The sequence below is a fragment of the Gordonia sp. NPDC003424 genome (assembly GCF_053588655.1).
The window spans coordinates 69,040-86,664 of sequence record NZ_JBSFQJ010000001.1; the positions used below are offsets into that span (position 1 = coordinate 69,040).

The following is a 17,625-nucleotide window of genomic DNA, read 5'->3' on the forward strand; positions in this document are numbered from 1 at the left end:
GCCCGGCGACCCGAGGAGCCCTCCCGCTGGTCGAGTAAGCCCGGCGACGAAGGAGCCGCGCGCATCGAGACCCGCCTACGCCGGCGCCGGCTCGCTCGACGCTGACGCAGCGGTGTTCTTGGCCCAGCGGTAGTCGGCCTTGCCGGCCGGGGTGCGCTTGACCTCGTCGACGAACACCACCGTCCGGGGAACCTTGTAGCCGGCAAGCGATGCCCGACAATACTCTTGGATCTCGTCGAGCGTGGGTTCGGTGGATCCGTCGGCCACCGCGATCACCGCGGCCACTCGCTGCCCGTACTTCTCGTCGGGCACCGGCACCACCAGGGCGTCGCCGACCGCCGGGTATGCGTGCAGCACCGCCTCGACCTCTTCGGCGTAGACCTTCTCGCCGCCGGTGTTGATGCATTGCGAGCCGCGGCCGAGGAAGACGATGGTGCCGTCGGCCTCCACGGTGCCCATGTCCCCGAGGATGGAGATCCGCGTGCCGTCGGGCAGGGTCGGAAACGTCTTGGCGGACTTCTCTTCATCCTTGTAGTACCCGAGCGGCACGTTGCCGATGCGGGCGATGTAGCCGACGTCTCCGGACCCCGGTTCGATCTTGTTGAGCCGATCGTCGACGACGATCATCTTGTCGGTCGGCGGCACCCGGAGGTTGCCGTTGTCGTCCATCATGATCTCGCCGTCATTGCCCGACTCCGATGCGCCGAAGTTGTCGCGCAACACCAGGTCCGGCTTGACCCCCTGGAACCGTTCTCGATTATGCGAGGACCAGATCGCGCCACCCGAGGTCACCGAGAACAAGGAGGTGAGATCGACTGTGCCCGCACGACGTTCGAACTCCTCGACCAGCGGCATGCCCATCGCGTCACCGACGATGAGGATGATGTTGACCTGGTCGGACTCCACACTCGACACGATCTTCGCCGGGTCGAAGTCGCGCTGGATGACCAGGCGTCCACCGAGGGTGAAAAAGGTGAACAGGGAGTACGACGCGGCGCCGTGCATCAACGGTGCGGCGAGCAGGAACGCGATCGACGGGAAATCCTTGACCGCGGTGGCGAGTTCGGCCAGATCCTTGCGCGCCTCGCCATACGGGTTGCCGCCGGAGAGGGGTTTGCGGAAGAAGTCGTCGTGCTGCCACATGACGCCCTTGGGGTATCCGGTGGTACCGCCGGTGTAGAGCAGGTAGAGCTCTTCGCCGGTCCGCGGCCCGAAATCCCGTTTGGCGGGCTGTGATTCGGAGTCGGCGAACGAGACGATGTCCACTGTCCGACCGTCGGGCAGGTCCGCCGCAGCGTCGGTGAGTTCGTCGACGATGTCACCGATGACGAATACCGCCCGTACCGTGGGTAGCGCGGGGAGGAGCGCCGCAACGCTGCGCTGATGCTCGGGCATCTCGACGATGATCGCCCGTGAGTCGGAATTGTCGAAGATGTACTGCAATTCGGGATTGGTGTAGCGATAGTTGACGTTGACCGGCACAGCCCGGATCTTCAGCAATCCGAGCAGGCTGGTGACGTGTTCGACGCTGTTCTTTAGGAACAGTGACACGTTGTCGAAGGCGCCGATCCCGTGCTCGGCCAACAGATGTGCCACCTGGTTGGCCAGCCGGTCGAGCTCGGGATAGCTGAACTGTCGCCCCTCGTAGCTCAGCGCGATGCGGTCGGGTACCGCGTCGGTGACCGTCTCGAACACGTCTGCCAGATTGAACTTCATCTCTACTCCCCTTGTGCTGCATCTACGAACGTGTCAGGACCAAGCCGCTGGTGGGTACGCCGGTACCCGCGGTGACCACAACCTTCTCCGCGTCGGCAACCTGGTTCACCGAATCGCCGCGGATCTGCCGGACCGCTTCGGCGATACCGTTCATCCCGTGGATGTAGGCCTCACCGAGCTGTCCCCCATGGGTGTTCAGCGGCAGCTGACCCCCGACTTCGAGTGCACCAGGTTGACGCACAAGGTCTTTGGCCTCTCCGCGACCGCAGAACCCGAGTTCCTCGAGTTGCATGAGGGTGTACGGGGTGAAGTGATCGTAGAGGATGGCCAGATCCATATCCGACGGCCCGAGCCCCGATTGCCGCCACAGCTGCCGCCCGACGAGGCCCATCTCGGGTAGGCCGGCGAGCTCGTCGCGGTAGTAACTGGACATGATGAACTGGTCGTCGGCGCTGCCGGCGGCGGCAGCGGCGATGATCGCCGGGGTGTGCGGCAGATCCTTTGCCCGCTCGGCGGATACGACGACGATCGCCACCCCGCCGTCGGATTCCTGACAGCAGTCGAGCAGGTGCAGCGGCTCGGCGATGTACCGCGACTGCTGGTGGTCCTCGATGCTGATCGGTTTGCCGTAGAAGAACGCGCTCGGATTGACTGCCGCGTGCTTACGGTCGACCACCGCGATGCGGCCGAAATCCTCACTGGTGGCGCCATATTCATACATGTATCGCTGCGCGACCATCGCGACGAAGGCCGCCGGCGTGGACAGGCCGTGTGGGTAGGAGAACGCGTTGTCGGTGCCCGACGAGTTCTCCTGGTTGGCGACAGCGCTGTTGACCTGACCGAACCGCAGCCCCGACCGTTCATTGAACGCGCGGTAGGCCACGACCACGTCGGCGACCCCGGTCGCGACCGCCATCGCGGCCTGCTGCACCGTGGCACAGGCAGCACCACCGCCGTAGTGGATGCGGGAGAAGTAGGTCATCTCCTTGATCCCCACGGCACGCGCGACGGCGATCTCGGCGTTGGTGTCCATGGTGAAGGTGACCAGACCGTCGACGTCGGCGGGTGTGAGCCCGGCATCGGCGATGGCAGCGTTTACCGCTTCGGCGGCCAGACGCAGCTCGCTGCGACCCGAGTCCTTGGAGAACTCGGTGGCACCGATGCCGGCGATGGCTGCCTGGCCGGACAGCGTCGCCATCACGCCTCACCCGCTGTGTCGAGTTCCATTGTGACCGTGGAGATCACATGTTTCCCCAGTGAGTTCGTACCGGTGACGGACACGGTGATCACGCCGGCGGTGATGTCGGTGACCTCGCCGGTGAAGGTGACCGTGTCGTAGGCGTACCACGGCACACCGAGTTTGAGGTTGATCGATCGGATGCGGGCCGACGGGCCGGCCCAGTCGGTGACATAGCGTTCGACGAGACCAGTGTCGGTGAGGATGTTGACGAAGATGTCCTTGGACCCTTTGGCCTGCGCCAGATCCCGGTCGTGGTGGACGTCCTGGAAGTCGCGGGTGGCGATGGCCGTGGCCACGACGAAGGTGGGTGTGGCCTCGATGGTCAGCGGCGGTAGCGTATCGGCGACGGTGACCGGTTGTGGGGCAAGGCTTGTCACTGTTGCGCCTCCTGCGCCGGGGTCCATGCGTAGAGGGTCCAGGCGCCCGTTCCGGTGTCGGGGTCGGCCGGGAAGTCGAGGAAGGTCGCCTCGACCGGGAACCCGATGCGCACCGCAGCCGGATCGACGTCGCGGAGTTCGCCGAGCATCCTCACGCCCTCGTCGAGTTGGACCAACGCGACGACGAACGGCACCTGTCGCCCCGGCACCTTCGGTGCGTGGTGCACGACGTAGCTGAACACGGTTCCGTGTCCCGCCGCGACCACGTAATCCGTTTGGGGCACAACGCCGTCGGCGGTTCGCGCTTTCCATGTCGCGGGAATAGGCGGATGGCGCAGCGAGCCGTCGTCGACCTGCTGGATGCGCAGTTCGTGCGCCGCGACGCCGTCCCAGAAGAACGCTGTGTCGCGGCTGACGCTGGGCTTGAGCATGCGTGTGGGATCGAGGTCGTCGGGGACCTCGGTGATCGGCGTCGGCTCGGCCGCGCCGTCGGCGGGCGGCCGGAATTTCAAGATGCGGAACGACATTTCGGCGACCACCTCGTCGCCGACCGACCACACGTTGCGAGTGGTGAAGAACCAGCCCTCGCCGAGCGCGGTGGTCTTCGGTCCGACGACGTCGACGAGTTCGGCGGCGAGCGAGACCTCTTCGCCCGGCCGGGTGTAACGGTGATAGACGGTGTCGCAGTTGGTAGCGACCACCGAGGTGTAGCCGGCGTCGTCGAAGAGCGCGGAGGCGCGGCCGAGTGGGTCGTCGTCGGTGCGTTGCCCGTGGAGTCCGCGCATGGTCCATACCTGTGCCATGGCCGGCGGTGCGACGATACCGGGGTGGCCTGCGGCGCGGGCAGCGGCATCGTCGACGTAGATGGGGTTGTCGTCGCCCATCGCCTCGACCCAGTTGTTGATCATCGGCTGATTGATCGGGTCGCGGCCGGCGCGGGGTGCGGACAGGCCGTCGGCCTTGATGGCGTCGGCGGCGGTGCGGATGTCGTCGGGGGTGGTCTCGATACGCCCCTCGTTCCTCGGGGCTGCTCGACCAGCGGACATAGTCATCGATCGTTCCTCGGGGCTACTCGACCAGCGGACATGGTCATCGATCGTTCCTCGGGGCTACTCGACCAGCGGACATGGTCATCGATCGTTCCTCGGGGCTACTCGACCAGCGGACATAGTCATCGCTTGGCCCTCGGCAATCCGAGTCCGGCGGTGGCGATCATGTCGCGCATCACCTCGTTGACCCCGCCGCCGAAGGTGATCACCACGTTGCGTTTCTGCTGCACGTCGAGCCACTCGACCAGCTTGGCGGTATCCGGGTCGGTGAAATCGCCGTAGCGGCCGACGATGTCGTTGATCAGCAGGCAGATGTGTTGCAGGCGTTCGGTGGCGAACACCTTGGTCGCCGCGGCGTCGGCCATCGAGATGGCCTCACCCGTGGAGGCGACCTGCCAGTTGAGCAGTTCGTTGATCCGGGCGTGGGCGTCGATCTCGGCGAGGGCGCGTCGCACATCCGGGTGCTTGGCGATGACGGTGCCGTCGGGCCCGGATTGCTGTGCCCACGAACGGATACGGGCGGCGAGCCCATCGATGCGTCCGGCGGGCCCGAGCATGACGCGTTCGTGATTGAGCTGGGTGGTGATCAGCTTCCAGCCGTCGCCCTCGTTGCCGACACGCATCGACGCCGGCACCTTCACGTCGTTGTAGTAGGTGGCGTTGACGTGGTGGGCGCCGTCGGCGGTGATGATCGGGGTCCAGCTGTATCCGGGATCTGTGGTATCGACGATGAGGATCGAGATGCCCTTGTGTTTCGGTGCGTCCTTGTCGGTGCGCACTGCCAGCCAAATGTAATCGGCGTCATGGCCGCCGGTGGTGAAGATCTTCTGCCCGTTGACCACATAGTGATCGCCGTCGAGAACCGCACTGGTGGTCAACGACGCCAGGTCGGTGCCGGCGGCCGGTTCGGTGTAGCCGATGGCGAAATGCACTTCCCCGGCGAGGATGGCGGGCAAGAACTTTCGCTTCTGCTCGTCGGTGCCGTGGACCTGCAATGTGGGGCCGACGGTTTGGAGGGTCACGGCGGGCAGCGGCACGTCGGCGCGGACCGCTTCGTTGGTGAAGATCTGTTGTTCGATCTCCCCGAAACCTTTGCCGCCGTATTCTTTCGGCCAGCCGACACCGAGCCAGCCGTCGGTGCCCATCTGCCGGATGAGCTTGCGGTAGGTCTCTCCGTGTCGTTGGGTCAGCATCACTTCGGCGTCGGCCGGGCTTATGAGGTCGGCGAAGTACTCGCGCAACTCGGCGCGCAACGCCTTCTGCTCGGAGGTGAGGTCGATGAACATGTGCCGCCTATGCTTTCGCTTCGAGCCGGGTGTCGGTGCCGTCGGCGATCTCGTCGAGTCGTGCGTCGGCACCGCCGATCAGTCGGGCGAGGTCCTTGCCGATGGAGAAGTACCGGTGCAGCGGATAGGTCACATCGACGCCGATCCCGCCGTGAAGGTGGGTCATGGTGCGCAGAGTCGCCGGGATCTCGGCTGCCAGCCAGTAGGTGGCGATGTCAAGATCCTGTGCGGCGTCGAGACTTTCGGAGATGCGCCAGGCAGCTGCGGTGGTCGCGAGGTTCATCGAGCGGGCGACGACGTAGATGTCGGCGAGTTGCTGTCCCACGGCCTGGAACAGCGCGATGGGCTTACCGAACTGCTCGCGATTCGTCACATGGTCGGCGGTGAGACCGGTGGCACCGGCGACCAGTCCATCGGCGTAGGCGCACAAGGCAAGTCGGTACCTGTCACGAAGCACTCCGACGTCGGTGCCGATGATGTCGGCTTCATCGACGGCGACATCGTCGAACCGGACCGTGTACTCCCCCCAGCCGCTCGATGTGGTGGTGCGGGTGATGGTGATACCGGGTGCATCGGCGGCGATCATCACGACGCCACCGTCAGCAGCCACCACGAAAGCGGCTGCGCCGTCGGCATGCAACACACCGACCTTGCTGCCACTGAGCAGACCGCCCCGAATGGTGGTGCGCGGGGTCGAGGTGAGCATGTCGCCGGGCTCGCCGATCGCGACAGCGTGCCAGGCGCCGCCGGTAAGCGTCCGGCTCCATCGGTCGCGTGCAGGCTCCGCGGCGTGCCGGAGCGTGAGTGCCGACGTCACCGTGCCGAGCACCGGGACCACCGCCGCGGCGTGGCCGAGTCCTCGCAGGAGTGGTTGAAGTCCGAGGACGTCGAGGCCGTCGCCGTCGAGATCGGACGGGAGCGGCAACGCCATCAGCCCGGCGTCGACCAGGGATCGCCACAGGACCTCGTCGAACGCCCCGATGGTCGCCTCGCCCAGTCCACGCAACCCGAACTTGGAATCCCAGTCCGGCTGATGCCGCGCGAACACCTCCGCGGCTGCGTCGCGGACCGCGACCGCCGTCTCATCGAGAGCGAAGTCCACCGCGTTGCCTCCTCACACATCGGGCCTCAATTTTAGAACCTGTTCTAGTTGTATCAAACCATCCTGCGGCGCGTTCCCACATCGCCGACGACGACCCGACACGTCAGCCACGCGGCAGCCCGAGAATCCGTTCCGCGGCCGCGGTCTTCAATATCTGGGTGGTACCGCCGGCGATCGACAGACACCTGTTCTGCAGGAACCCGGTCGACGATTCACTGGCTGCTGCCCCTTCGACGCCGAGGATCTCCAGCGCGAACTCGGGAACGGCCTGACGGTGACGGACGCCGACGAGCTTGCGCACGCTCGACAGCCCACCCGGATCGTGCCCCTGCAGCGCCTGCATCACCATGCGGGCGTCCATGACTCGACCCCCATGCGCCTCGGCGACGAGCGCCCCGAAGCCGGCGAGCTCACCGGGTGTCAGCGGCTCGGTGCGGGCATCGATCTGATCGAGGAGCGCCGCCATGTCGCGACCGAGGCCGGCGCCGAGCATCGCGACCCGTTCGTTGGCCAGCGTTGTCCGGGCAAGTCGCCAACCGTTGTTGACCTCACCGACCACGCAGTCGTCAGGCACGAAGACTCCGTCGAGGAACACCTCGTTGAATTTCGCGTGGCCGGTCAGCTCGCGCAGCGGTCGGATGTCGATACCCGGTGCGGTCATGTCGACCAGGAAGTAGGTGATGCCTTTGTGTTTCGGCGCATCCGGGTCGGTGCGGGCCAGACACACACCCCACTGTGCGTTGTGCGCCTGCGACGTCCAGATCTTCTGCCCCTGCAACTCCCAGCCGCCGTCGACACGGATCGCCTTGGTACGTAACGCCGCCAGGTCCGAGCCCGCCTCCGGTTCGCTGAAGAGCTGGCACCAGATGATCTCACCGAGGAGGGTTGGCATGACGAACCGGTCACGCTGAAGATCCGTCCCGTGTTCGAGGATCGTCGGAATCGCCCACGCGCCGATCACCAAGTCCGGGCGTTCCACCTGGGCGCGGGCGAACTCGCTGTCGATGAGCAATTGCAGGGCGGGCTCGGCGGCGAGTCCGTAGGGTGCCGGCCAGTGCGGCATCAGCAAACCCGACTCGGCCATCAATCTGCGCGCGGCATCCGTTCCCGCGGAAGCGATCTCGGCAATGGTCGCACGCACCTCGTCGCGCCGGTGCTCGACCGGCGACAGGTCGAAGTCGAAGGTGCGCCGCACCCCCTCGATCGACCGACGGCCCAGCTCTTCCCGCGCGGATATGCCTTGCCGGAGGACCGAGCGCGAGGTCATCGCCGCGCGGAGGTAGAGGTGCGCATCGTGCTCGAAGGTGAACCCGATGCCGCCGAGGACCTGAATGCAGTCCTTTGCGTTTGCGAACGCGGCATCGGCCGCGACGACCTCGGCCGCGAGACCGCTGATCTCGAGCTGCTCAACGGCATGATCGCCGGCCCCGGGAATGATCGCACCGTCGACGGCTTGCGCGACATCCCACGCCACACAGGTGAGTTCCTCACTTCGACAAAGCATTTCGGCGCAGATGTGTTTGATCGCCTGGAAGGACCCGATGGGCGCACCGAACTGGGTCCGCACCTTCGCGTACTCGACCGCGGTATCGAGCGCCCAGCGCGCCACTCCGCTCTGATAGGCGGCCACGCACGCCGTGAGAATTCCACCGATCACGGCCTCGTCGTCGAAGTGGATGAGCTCCGACGTTTCGATGCCGGTGAGACGGATGCGGGACACCGATTCCGTGCCGCTGATCGCTCCGAGCGCCAGCGCATCGACCGCGCCGACGCCGGGCGGGATGAGGCACCAATGACGTGCCGTGGCACCGACCCTTCGCGACGCGCGCGGTTCCCCAGTCAGCGAGGAACGAGCGCTTCGAAGGGCACCCGCGCTCGCGGGCTCCTCAGGGAGCGGAGAATCGGCGGAGCCGTCATCCGCGAGGAGCACCAAGACGGCGCCACTCTCCACATGCCCCGGCACGATGCCGAGGTCGACCTCACCGTCCCGAAGCCGGGGCAGGTCCCGCCTCGCATACGCCGACCCGGGGGCGGCCACCGACATCTCGCCCGCCGCGACGGCGGCCAGCAGATCCCAGGCGCGGTCGTCGTCGCACCGGGAGAGCGCCACCGCAGCAGCCACGGTCGCGGCCAGCGGTCCGGGCACCAGGCTGTTGCCGCATTGCTCGAGCATCGCGGCGACGTCGGTGAACGTCGCGCCGAGTCCACCACGGTCCTCGGGGACCGCACCCGAGAACACCCCGAAGTCGGCCAACTGGCCGAACAGCTCGGTCCATCGGTCGGCCGGTTTGTCGATGTCGTCGCGAATGAGATCAGTGGTTCGGACGCCGCGCGCCCAGGTGGCGATCGCTTCGCAGACCGCGATCTGTTCGGGAGACGTGGCGATGGGCACGAGATTCCTCTGCTGTCGTCTGAGCATGCGAACTAGAACGTGTTCTAATATGCCACGTGATGTCGCTGTCCGGTAGGCGCCGGTCCCGAACATCGAGACGTGACGCCACGCAGGAGGGTCAGGCGCGTGCGAGGAGTTCGCCGTGCGGGATGACGATCCAGCCATCGGGGTGTGCGGCCCAGTCGCGCCATGCCGTCGAGATGTCCGCGAGGTCGGCCTCGGTGGCGAGCCCGCGTTCGAGGGCCATCTGGCCCATGGCCGAGTAGACCCGCTCGGCCCACATACCGCCCCAGGCGGCGCGGTCCTCGGGCGTCGCGTAGCACCACACCGATGCCGACGGGGTGACGTCGGTGAATCCGGCGGCGTGCGCCCAGGCGAGGAGACGACGTCCGGCGTCGGGTTCGGCGGCGTTACCGTGGGCGACCGCCCGGTAGACCTCGAGCCAGCGATCGAGCCGAGGGTCCTCCGGCCACCACGTGAAGGCGGCATAGTCGGCGTCCCGGACCGCGACCACTCCGCCGGGGCGGGTCACGCGGCGCATCTCGCGCAGTGCCGCGACAGGGTCCGAGAGGTGTTGAAGTACCTGGTGAGCGTGGGTGACGTCGTAGGTGTCGTCGGCATCCGAGAGTCCGTAGGCGTCGTCGACGGCGAACTCGACCGCCACCCCGCGTTCGTCGGCGCCCGCCCGAGCCGCCGCCAGCGGCGCCTCGGTGATCTCGACGCCACGCACCCGCCCAGGCGCGACGGCGGCAGCGAGATCGATGGTGATGCTGCCGGGTCCGCAGCCGACGTCGAGGAGATCCAGGCCCGGTTGCAGCAGCGGCAGCAGGTACGCCGCGGAGTTGGCGGCGGTGCGCGCGGCATGGCTGCGCACGACGACGCCGGCGTGACCGTGGGTGTAGACGTCCTTGCGATTCATCGCTTCTCGCCCCAGGTGGCGTGTCGATCGTCACTCAATTGTTCTGAATGTCGAGTTGTGGGGAGCAATTAGAACCTGTTCTAATATGCGAATGGGTTTGCCGACCGGTATACCCAAACCGTAGACGACAACGTGAGGATGTCAGAGCGAAAATGGCACGTTCCGCACCGGCAAACACCTCGGTCGAGCCGACCGCGGACTCTGCTTCGTCGTCGACGGGGGCCGAGACCGGATCGGCCGCGCAGCGGGAGCGGCGTCGTCGCATCCTCGACGCGACCCTGGCTCTCGCGTCCAAGGGTGGATACGACGCGGTGCAGATGCGCACCGTCGCCGACAAGGCCGACGTCGCGGTCGGGACGTTGTACCGCTACTTCCCGTCGAAGGTGCATCTGCTGGTCACCGCGCTGGCCCGGGAGTTCGAGCGGGTGGAGTCGCGGGTCGACCGGTCGCAATTGCGCGGCGACAACGGCATCGAACGCCTTCGGCATGTCCTCGACATGATCACCTACGCGATGCAGCGCGACCCCCTGCTCACCGAGGCCATGACGCGCGCGTTCATGTTCGCCGACGCGTCGGCGACCACCGAGGTCGACCAGGTCGCGGGGATCATCGACCGATTGTTGGCCGGCGCCATCGTCGGCGACCAGGGTGAACCGACCGAAGAAGATCTCGCGATCGCGCGCGTGATCTCGGATGTGTGGATGTCGAATCTGGTGCAGTGGCTGACCCGCCGCGCATCGGCGACCGATGTCACCAATCGTCTCGAGCTGACCGTCCGACTGCTGCTCAAAGACCGCATCAAGTAGTTCGAACGGCCGTACGCCTTCGCCCGTCGACTGGGCGCCCTCCACCGTCGAGTGGGCGCCCTTTACCGTCGACTGGGCGCCCTCGCTCGTCGAGTGGGTGCCCTCCACCATCGACTGGGCGTCGTCGGTCGTCGACTGGGCATCGTCGGTCGTACACCGTGCATCCCTCCTCAAAGGCCGCGCCCACTCGACGAGAATCTGCGCACGGTCGACGAGAATCGGCGCACACTCGACCGATGGGGGCGCACGGTCGACGAGATTCGGCGCCCACTCGACGGGGAGGGACGCACGGTGACGGGGTCAGTGGCCGGTTTGTGGCGGCTTGGCGACCGGTTTGGTGGTCGCCGCGGCAGCCGGCTTCGGTTTGGCCGGGACAGGATTCAGATCGGCGGCGATCATCGGCCAGGTGCGGTGCAGATCGTCTTCCCAGTAGCCCCAGGAGTGGGTTCCGGTGGGCCGCATGATCACCCGCATCGGTACATGCAGTTGCCGCATCCTGGCGACCATGTCCCGGGTGCATTTGTTGACCGCCGCCTCGATCAGGCCGCCGAGCACCACTTGATTGGCGAGCGTAAACGGATTGCCGGCCACCAGCGGTGCGTCGAGCCGGTCGTAGGGGCCCGGAAGTCCGCTGCCGCTCGTCATGTACACCTTGGTGCTGCGCAGCTTTGCCGCGTTGAGGTACGGGTCGTTGGCCACCCAGCCGCCGCTGCCCATGGGCCCCCACATGTTGTTGACATTGCCTTGTCCACGATCGGCGACGACCATCCGAATGTAGGCCTGCCCCAACGGATCACTCGTGCGGGCGCAGCCACTGTAGGCGGCGACCGACCGATAGAGTTTCGGTGCCGCGATCGCCAGGTTGAGGACCGACGTTCCCGCCATCGAAATACCTGCTATCGCATTGACTTTGGTGGTCTTGAGTTCCTTGTCGATCAGCGGCGGCAGTTCCTTGGTGAAGAAGGTCGTCCACTTGTTGCGGCCGAGCACCGGATCGTCGCGCTGCCAGTCGGTGTAGTACGAGAACGCGCCCCCGATGGGCGTCACCACGTTCACGTTCTTGTCGGCGAAGAACTTGTCGTAGTCGGTCTTCGCCGACCAGGTGGCCGAGTCCTCACCGCCGCCGGCGCCGTTGAGCAGATACAGGGTCGGGCGGGGTTTGGTCGTGTCGCGCGGAAGGAGGATAGAGACGGGAATCATGCGTTGCATCGACGCCGAGTAGACGATGGCGGTCATGTGCTGTGGCGCCTCGTGAATCACGGTGTCGAGGCGCGAGACGGCTGGATCGGGCATCGGAGCGGCCGCGGCAAGCCCCGCCCCCGAGGCGAGCGCCATACCCACCGCAACGGCGACTCCAGTCGGCACCAACCGCCGACGACCCCATCGACTACGCACCATAAGCCCCTTTAACAACATCAGTCACATCTGCACCAGACTCTAGTGGCCTGCGAACGAACGGCCCAAGTCGGAGACGGTGGTTGTTAGGGAGTTGTGACGTCCTCACCTGCCGATTCGCGTAGTGGACTACGCGCGACCTCGCGGCTCCACCGCGTCATCCTCGAAATGCGTCGACATCGACACCCGGTGTCGACGACCAGACCCGAGGAGTGACCATGAGCAGAGAAATCGTCCTCGTCGCCGGCTGCGGCGAGAAACTCGACCACACGATGGTTGCGTACAACCTCTGCAAACAGTGGTTCCGCCCGACCGACCAGATCGTGTTCTTGAAGTACGAGAACAGCATCGGCCCGGTGAACAGCAACAGCAACCCGTTGGAGTTCGACGCCGGTCTGAACGAAGCGCTCAAAGACTGCGAAGAACGACTGGTCGAATATGTCGGGCAGACACCGAATGTCCCGTTGATCGTCGGCTATAGCGAGGGCGCATACGGTCTCAGCAACTTCCTCGAATCGCTCCACGCGGGCCGCTACCCCGACCTCGAAGTCGACGGAGCCCTGTTGATCGCCAGCCCCCGGGCGTTTCGCCGGAACAACGTCGAAGGCATCGCCGGCGCTCATGGCGCATATCCCGCTCTGCCGAAGGGTGTTTGGGGTTTGTCCAATATCCGCGACGGCATCGCTTCGACTCCGGTGAACAGCGTCTTGCGCAAGCTGCCGGGAATCGTGGGGTTGTTCACCACCAACCTGCCGGACATACCGAACGTCAACTGGATGGAGTACTTCATCAAGATCTTCGTGCAGAACAATTTCGCTCCGAGCCTCAATGACCTCAAGCTGATCCAGGGGTATCTGAACGGATCGACGCACGTCAGTCAGTACTTCTCGGATCCCAAGTTGAACTCGTACCCGGCCAAACTGCTCGCGTGAACCGTTGGGCGACGCCCACGTCGCTCAATCGGTCGGGCGGCGGGGAACCATGAGATCGAACATGGTTCGCAGACTCTCGGCGAACACCGCGTCCGGATTGGCGATCCACCGCTGGTGACCCGCCGCCGACGCGGCGATAGCGGCAGCTATCGTGACCGACGACAACGCGGCCAGGGGGCCATCGAGCCGCAAAGGCCTGCAAAGGGAATCGGGAGACGCGCCCTAGATGCAGCCCACACAGACGTTGAGCGGGACAGGAGCGCGCCCCGTGCGGCAACTCACCGTGACCGCAGTCGCCACAACGGCTATCGACGTCGACGGACCGCGTCAGGTCGTGCGGGATGTCTCCACGCGGGTCCAGCCGAGTTCTTCGGAGATCGCGGCAGCAGTGTCGAGCAGCTGCGGCAATGTGGCCAGAACCTGTTCGTGACTGAGCAGCATGTCCGGCACAGACATGGACAGTGCGGCGACGACCGAGTTGGTTCCATCGCGGATAGGCACGCCGATGCAGTTGACGAACGACTCGTTCTCCTCATGGTCTTCGGCATATCCCTGACGGTCGACGAGTTCGATCTCGCGCAGGTAGTCCTCGGCTGAGCCGATGGTCCGTGCCGTATGCCGCGTGTATTCGATGCGGGCCGCGATTTCAGCGCGTTCCTGATCAGGCAGCCCAGCAACGAGGACCTTGCCGACCGCCGTGCAGTGCAGCGGGGCGGTCTTACCGATCCGCGAGTACATGCGAACGCTGTGGAGCGAATCGATCTTGTCGATGTAGACGGCGTCGCCGGACTCGAGCGTCGCGAGATGAATTGTCTGTCCGGTCAATTCGTTCAGCGCCACGATGCGCGGGCGAGCCACGGTGCGGATGTCGCGCTGCTCCAACGCCACGTTGGACAGCTCGAAGAGCCTGGAGCCGAGGGAGTAGCGGTGCGCGTCGTCGTGGCGCACGAACCGATCGGCTTCCAGGGTCTGCAGCAATCGCAGCACCGTGGACTTGTGTACGCCGATTTCGGCGGCGAGTTGATCGAGTGTTTTCGGCTCACCCGCGAGGCCGATCAGGATCGCGAGTGCGCGCGAAACACTCTGGCTCATGCTGTGGCTTCCTCCGGCAGGTCGACGAGGTCGTCGTAGTGTGTTGTTGCCCAGTCGTGTTCGCTCAGTGTAGCCAGTCGGTGCAATGCACCCCTCGGCTGTGGATCGGCGACGTCCGCGTGGCGACTGAGCGCACTCGCGGCGCAGGCGTGCCCGAGTCTGATGCTGTAGGTGTGGTCACGACCTTCGAGGAGCCCGGCCAGATAGCCGCCCGCGAATGCATCGCCGGCGCCGATGCGTTCGACGACCCGGACGGTGAGCGCAGGAACGTCGACACGCTCGTCACCACGGAAACCGGTCACGACGTGCGCGTCGTTCTTGATGACGAGATACTCGGGTTCGGGAAACATGCGCCGCAGCCGATCCGGGTCGCCGGTGCCGAACACCTCTGCCGCCTCATCGGCCCCCGCGAGCACGATGTCGCTGCGTGAGATGCAGTCACCGAGGATTCGCCGCGCCCGGCCACGGTCGTCACCCCACAGCGCGCGGCGATAGTTCAAGTCGAAGCTGGTGCGGTGTGGGCCGTTGAGAAGCGCGTCGACGGTCCGGCGGGCGGTATCCGACAACGCCGCGGTGATCCCGCTGACATGCACGAGGTCGACACGGGCCAGCAGGTCGGCGGCTCGACCACGTCGGATGTCACCGACGTCCAAAGCACTCGCGGCAGATCCCTTGCGGTAGTACAACATACGCGAATCACCGGTCGGCAGGTCGCGGTGTGTATCGGTGCCGCACTCCTTGACGTAGATGCCGGTGGGCCGACTCGGATCGACGACCACCCCCGACACGTCGACACCGCGGCCACCCAGTGTCCGCAGCATGTACCGGCCGAACCCGTCGGCGCCGACTCTGGACATCCAGGCCGTCGGCACTCCGAGGCCCGACAGCGTCGAGGCGGTGTTCGCTTCGCCTCCGCCGGCGCCGAGGGTGAAGCCTGCCGCATCCTCGAGCGGCCCAGGTGTCGCGGCAAGGACGACCAGCCCCTCCCCTACGCATGCGACGCGGGATCTGAACGGGGGTGCGGGAGCGTCGTGAGTCACATCAATCTCCGTTGTTGGTGTTGCGTTTGTCACTGCTTCCATGCACACTAGTGCCACATCGACAGTTTTGCAACATTCGTTGCACATTATGCAATGCAGTGGCTGTGGATGCACAAGCCGCCCTGAAAGGCCAGAAGATGACCAGCACAACGGCAACAACTCCGGGTGCGATCGACGCACTCATCGCGGATCGAGTGATCGCGGTGGTCAGAGCCGCGGAGATTCCCGACCCCGCTGCGCTCGCAGATGCACTGGTGGGAGGCGGGATTCGAGTCGTCGAATTGACCTTCACCACACCGAATGTGGTCGACTGTCTGGCCGCGGCCGCTGAATCCAGCGCGATCGTGGGTGCCGGAACCGTGCTCACCGGAGAGCAGGCGAGTCTGGCGATCGGCACCGGTGCCCAGTTCTTGGTGACGCCGGGTCTGCGGACCGAGGTCGCCGAGGTGGCCGCCGCCGCCGGCGTCCCGCTACTCATGGGTGCGCTGTCCCCATCCGAGGTGATGACGGCGATGGACCTCGGTGCGGCGGCGGTGAAGATCTTTCCTGCCCGCGGGTTCGGCCAGACCTATATCTCTGATCTCCTCGGACCATTTCCCGGTGCCCGACTGGTGCCGTCGGGAGGTGTCGGGGTGGACAATGCTCTCGGGTACCTGAAGGCCGGCGCCGCGGCGGTCACCGCAGGTACCGACGTCGTGACGCCCGACCTGGTCGCACGCGGGCAATGGGCAGAGATCGAGCAGCGGGCGCGGCTTTTCACCGACGCGGTGGCTCCCGCTCGCGAGGCGGAGGTGTTCGTCCGATGAACGCAGCAGTCGACTGGTTGCGGACCACCACTCCCGGACTGTTGGTGTTGTGCGGTGGCGCGATCGCCATCATGTTGTACGCGATCATCAAGGTCAAACTCGAACCATTCATCGCACTCGTGATCACCGGTCTGCTTCTGGCACTGGCCGCAGGCGTATCGGTGTCCGACCTGGTGGGCACTCCGTTACACAGCAGCGACTCACTGCTGGAGAAGGGCTTCGCCGGCATTCTCGGTCACGTCGCGCTCATCATCGGCCTCGGCACCGTATTGGGAGCGATACTGGAGAAATCCGGTGGGGCCGACGTGTTGACCTCGCGCCTCTTGGGCATGTTCGGCGAGCGCGGCGCCCCGGTGGCAATGGGCGTGCTCGGACTCATCTTCGGCATACCGGTCTTCTTCGACATCGGCATCTTCGTCCTCACGCCACTGGTCTACGTCGCTGCCGTCCGCGGCGGGAAATCGCTGGTGCTGTATGCATTGCCGATGCTCGCCGGCCTGTCGATGACGCACGCATTCCTTCCGCCACATCCGGGTCCCGTGTCACTGGGCGGCCTCCTCGGCGTCAATCTCGGCTGGCTGATCCTCATGGGTTTCGTCTGCGGCATTCCCGGGTTCCTCGCTGCCGGTATCGCCTGGGGCACCTACATCGGGAAGCGGGTCTACGTCGAGGTTCCGCCGGACTTCGTCGAGGAACTCCCCGACGATGACGACGCGACCGACGACGCGACCGGTGTATCCGGTGGAACTGGTGGCGCGGTCACCGCTACGGTCACCTCGCCGACGACCACCTCACCGCCCACTGTCCGCCTGATCGCCGCGATCATCGCGGTCCCGCTTGTCCTGATCCTCGGTGCGACTTTCGGCACGATGCTGCTCGACCCGGAGAGCGCGGTCGTGCAGGTGCTCACCTTCCTGGGCAATCCCGCGGTCGCACTCTTGATCACCGTGCTCATCGCGTTCTACGTGCTCGGAATCCGGCGCGGGTCCACGGTCGGGGAACTCGGTGTCATCACCAGCGAGTCGCTACGCCCCGTCGGCATGCTGCTGCTCGTGATCGGTGCCGGTGCATTTTTCGGCAAGGTCATCTCGGCCACGGGGATCGGTACCGCCCTGGCCGAGACGATGTCGGCGGCCGGCTTGCCCATCATCGTGCTGGCCTACGTGATCAGTTGCGGCTTGCGCATCGCCCAGGGGTCGGCGACTGTTGCGATCGTCACCACCGGCGGCATCGTCGGTCCCCTGGTCGCCGATCAGAACTACTCTCAGGTGGCCCTCGCCCTCATCGCCATGGCGATCGCCGCCGGGTCGATCATCCTCAGTCACGTCAACGACAGCGGGTTCTGGATCATCTCCGAGTTCTACAACATGAGTGTCAAACAGACATTGCAGACCTGGACCGTGCTGGAGACCATCTTGTCCGTGGTCAGTTTCGCCGTCGCCGCCACCCTGTTCGTGGTCGTCACCTGAGCAT

At 65.6% G+C, this 17,625-nt stretch carries 16 protein-coding genes; 4 read left to right on the forward strand and 12 right to left on the reverse strand.

Features of this window, described 5'->3' with window-relative positions; translation table 11 throughout:
- Positions 1-75: 75 nt before the first annotated feature.
- The 8 genes from ACWDTI_RS00310 to ACWDTI_RS00345 form a co-directional block, all read right to left on the reverse strand.
- On the reverse strand, positions 76-1,716 hold the full coding sequence (locus ACWDTI_RS00310) for an AMP-binding protein (protein ID WP_449736037.1): 1,641 nt from the start codon (positions 1,714-1,716) through the stop codon (positions 76-78).
- Positions 1,717-1,738: 22 nt separating this feature from the next.
- On the reverse strand, positions 1,739-2,914 hold the full coding sequence (locus ACWDTI_RS00315) for a lipid-transfer protein (RefSeq protein ID WP_449736038.1): 1,176 nt from the start codon (positions 2,912-2,914) through the stop codon (positions 1,739-1,741).
- Positions 2,914-3,360: a MaoC family dehydratase gene (locus ACWDTI_RS00320; RefSeq protein ID WP_449736039.1), complete on the reverse strand. Its 447-nt coding sequence runs from the start codon at positions 3,358-3,360 to the stop codon at positions 2,914-2,916. Before ACWDTI_RS00320 ends, ACWDTI_RS00315 begins: the two co-directional genes overlap by 1 nt.
- Positions 3,330-4,379, reverse strand: coding sequence for a bifunctional MaoC family dehydratase N-terminal/OB-fold nucleic acid binding domain-containing protein (locus tag ACWDTI_RS00325; RefSeq protein WP_449736484.1), 1,050 nt, complete (start codon positions 4,377-4,379; stop codon positions 3,330-3,332). The genes ACWDTI_RS00320 and ACWDTI_RS00325 overlap by 31 nt, the downstream gene beginning before the upstream one ends.
- 125 nt (positions 4,380-4,504) lie before the next feature.
- Positions 4,505-5,668, reverse strand: a complete 1,164-nt coding sequence (locus tag ACWDTI_RS00330; RefSeq protein WP_449736040.1) for an acyl-CoA dehydrogenase family protein — start codon at positions 5,666-5,668, stop codon at positions 4,505-4,507.
- Between the two features lie 7 nt (positions 5,669-5,675).
- Positions 5,676-6,770, reverse strand: coding sequence for an acyl-CoA dehydrogenase family protein (locus tag ACWDTI_RS00335; protein WP_449736041.1), 1,095 nt, complete (start codon positions 6,768-6,770; stop codon positions 5,676-5,678).
- 103 nt (positions 6,771-6,873) lie between these two features.
- A complete protein-coding gene (locus ACWDTI_RS00340; RefSeq protein WP_449736042.1) occupies positions 6,874-9,162 on the reverse strand; it encodes an acyl-CoA dehydrogenase family protein in 2,289 nt (762 codons plus the stop codon).
- A 118-nt stretch (positions 9,163-9,280) separates the two neighbouring features.
- On the reverse strand, positions 9,281-10,081 hold the full coding sequence (locus tag ACWDTI_RS00345; protein ID WP_449736043.1) for a methyltransferase domain-containing protein: 801 nt from the start codon (positions 10,079-10,081) through the stop codon (positions 9,281-9,283).
- A 152-nt stretch (positions 10,082-10,233) separates the two neighbouring features.
- Between ACWDTI_RS00345 and kstR the strand changes: the two genes are divergently transcribed.
- Positions 10,234-10,887, forward strand: coding sequence for a cholesterol catabolism transcriptional regulator KstR (kstR, locus tag ACWDTI_RS00350; protein WP_449736044.1), 654 nt, complete (start codon positions 10,234-10,236; stop codon positions 10,885-10,887).
- A gap of 300 nt (positions 10,888-11,187) precedes the next feature.
- Here kstR and ACWDTI_RS00355 read toward each other — a convergent pair whose 3' ends face one another.
- A complete protein-coding gene (locus ACWDTI_RS00355; protein ID WP_449736485.1) occupies positions 11,188-12,282 on the reverse strand; it encodes an alpha/beta hydrolase in 1,095 nt (364 codons plus the stop codon).
- 218 nt (positions 12,283-12,500) lie between these two features.
- Here ACWDTI_RS00355 and ACWDTI_RS00360 point away from each other — a divergent pair, with 218 nt between their 5' ends.
- Complete coding sequence (locus tag ACWDTI_RS00360; RefSeq protein ID WP_449736045.1) at positions 12,501-13,214, forward strand: hypothetical protein; 714 nt, start codon at positions 12,501-12,503, stop codon at positions 13,212-13,214.
- Between the two features lie 24 nt (positions 13,215-13,238).
- On the opposite strand, the gene ACWDTI_RS00365 is transcribed toward ACWDTI_RS00360, so the two are convergent.
- From ACWDTI_RS00365 to ACWDTI_RS00375, 3 genes are all read right to left on the reverse strand, one after another.
- A complete protein-coding gene (locus ACWDTI_RS00365) occupies positions 13,239-13,406 on the reverse strand; it encodes an acyl-CoA-like ligand-binding transcription factor (protein ID WP_449736046.1) in 168 nt (55 codons plus the stop codon).
- 135 nt (positions 13,407-13,541) lie between these two features.
- Positions 13,542-14,306 carry an IclR family transcriptional regulator gene (locus tag ACWDTI_RS00370; RefSeq protein ID WP_449736047.1) on the reverse strand — a complete coding sequence of 255 codons (765 nt, stop codon included), beginning with the start codon at positions 14,304-14,306 and terminating at the stop codon, positions 13,542-13,544.
- Positions 14,303-15,346, reverse strand: coding sequence for a sugar kinase (locus ACWDTI_RS00375; RefSeq protein WP_449736048.1), 1,044 nt, complete (start codon positions 15,344-15,346; stop codon positions 14,303-14,305). Before ACWDTI_RS00375 ends, ACWDTI_RS00370 begins: the two co-directional genes overlap by 4 nt.
- A gap of 137 nt (positions 15,347-15,483) precedes the next feature.
- On the opposite strand from ACWDTI_RS00375, the gene ACWDTI_RS00380 reads away from it, so the two are divergent.
- Both ACWDTI_RS00380 and ACWDTI_RS00385 read left to right on the forward strand, forming a co-directional pair.
- Positions 15,484-16,152, forward strand: a complete 669-nt coding sequence (locus tag ACWDTI_RS00380; protein ID WP_449736049.1) for a bifunctional 4-hydroxy-2-oxoglutarate aldolase/2-dehydro-3-deoxy-phosphogluconate aldolase — start codon at positions 15,484-15,486, stop codon at positions 16,150-16,152.
- A complete protein-coding gene (locus ACWDTI_RS00385) occupies positions 16,149-17,621 on the forward strand; it encodes a GntP family permease (protein WP_449736050.1) in 1,473 nt (490 codons plus the stop codon). The genes ACWDTI_RS00380 and ACWDTI_RS00385 overlap by 4 nt, the downstream gene beginning before the upstream one ends.
- The last annotated feature ends 4 nt before the right edge of the window (positions 17,622-17,625 follow it).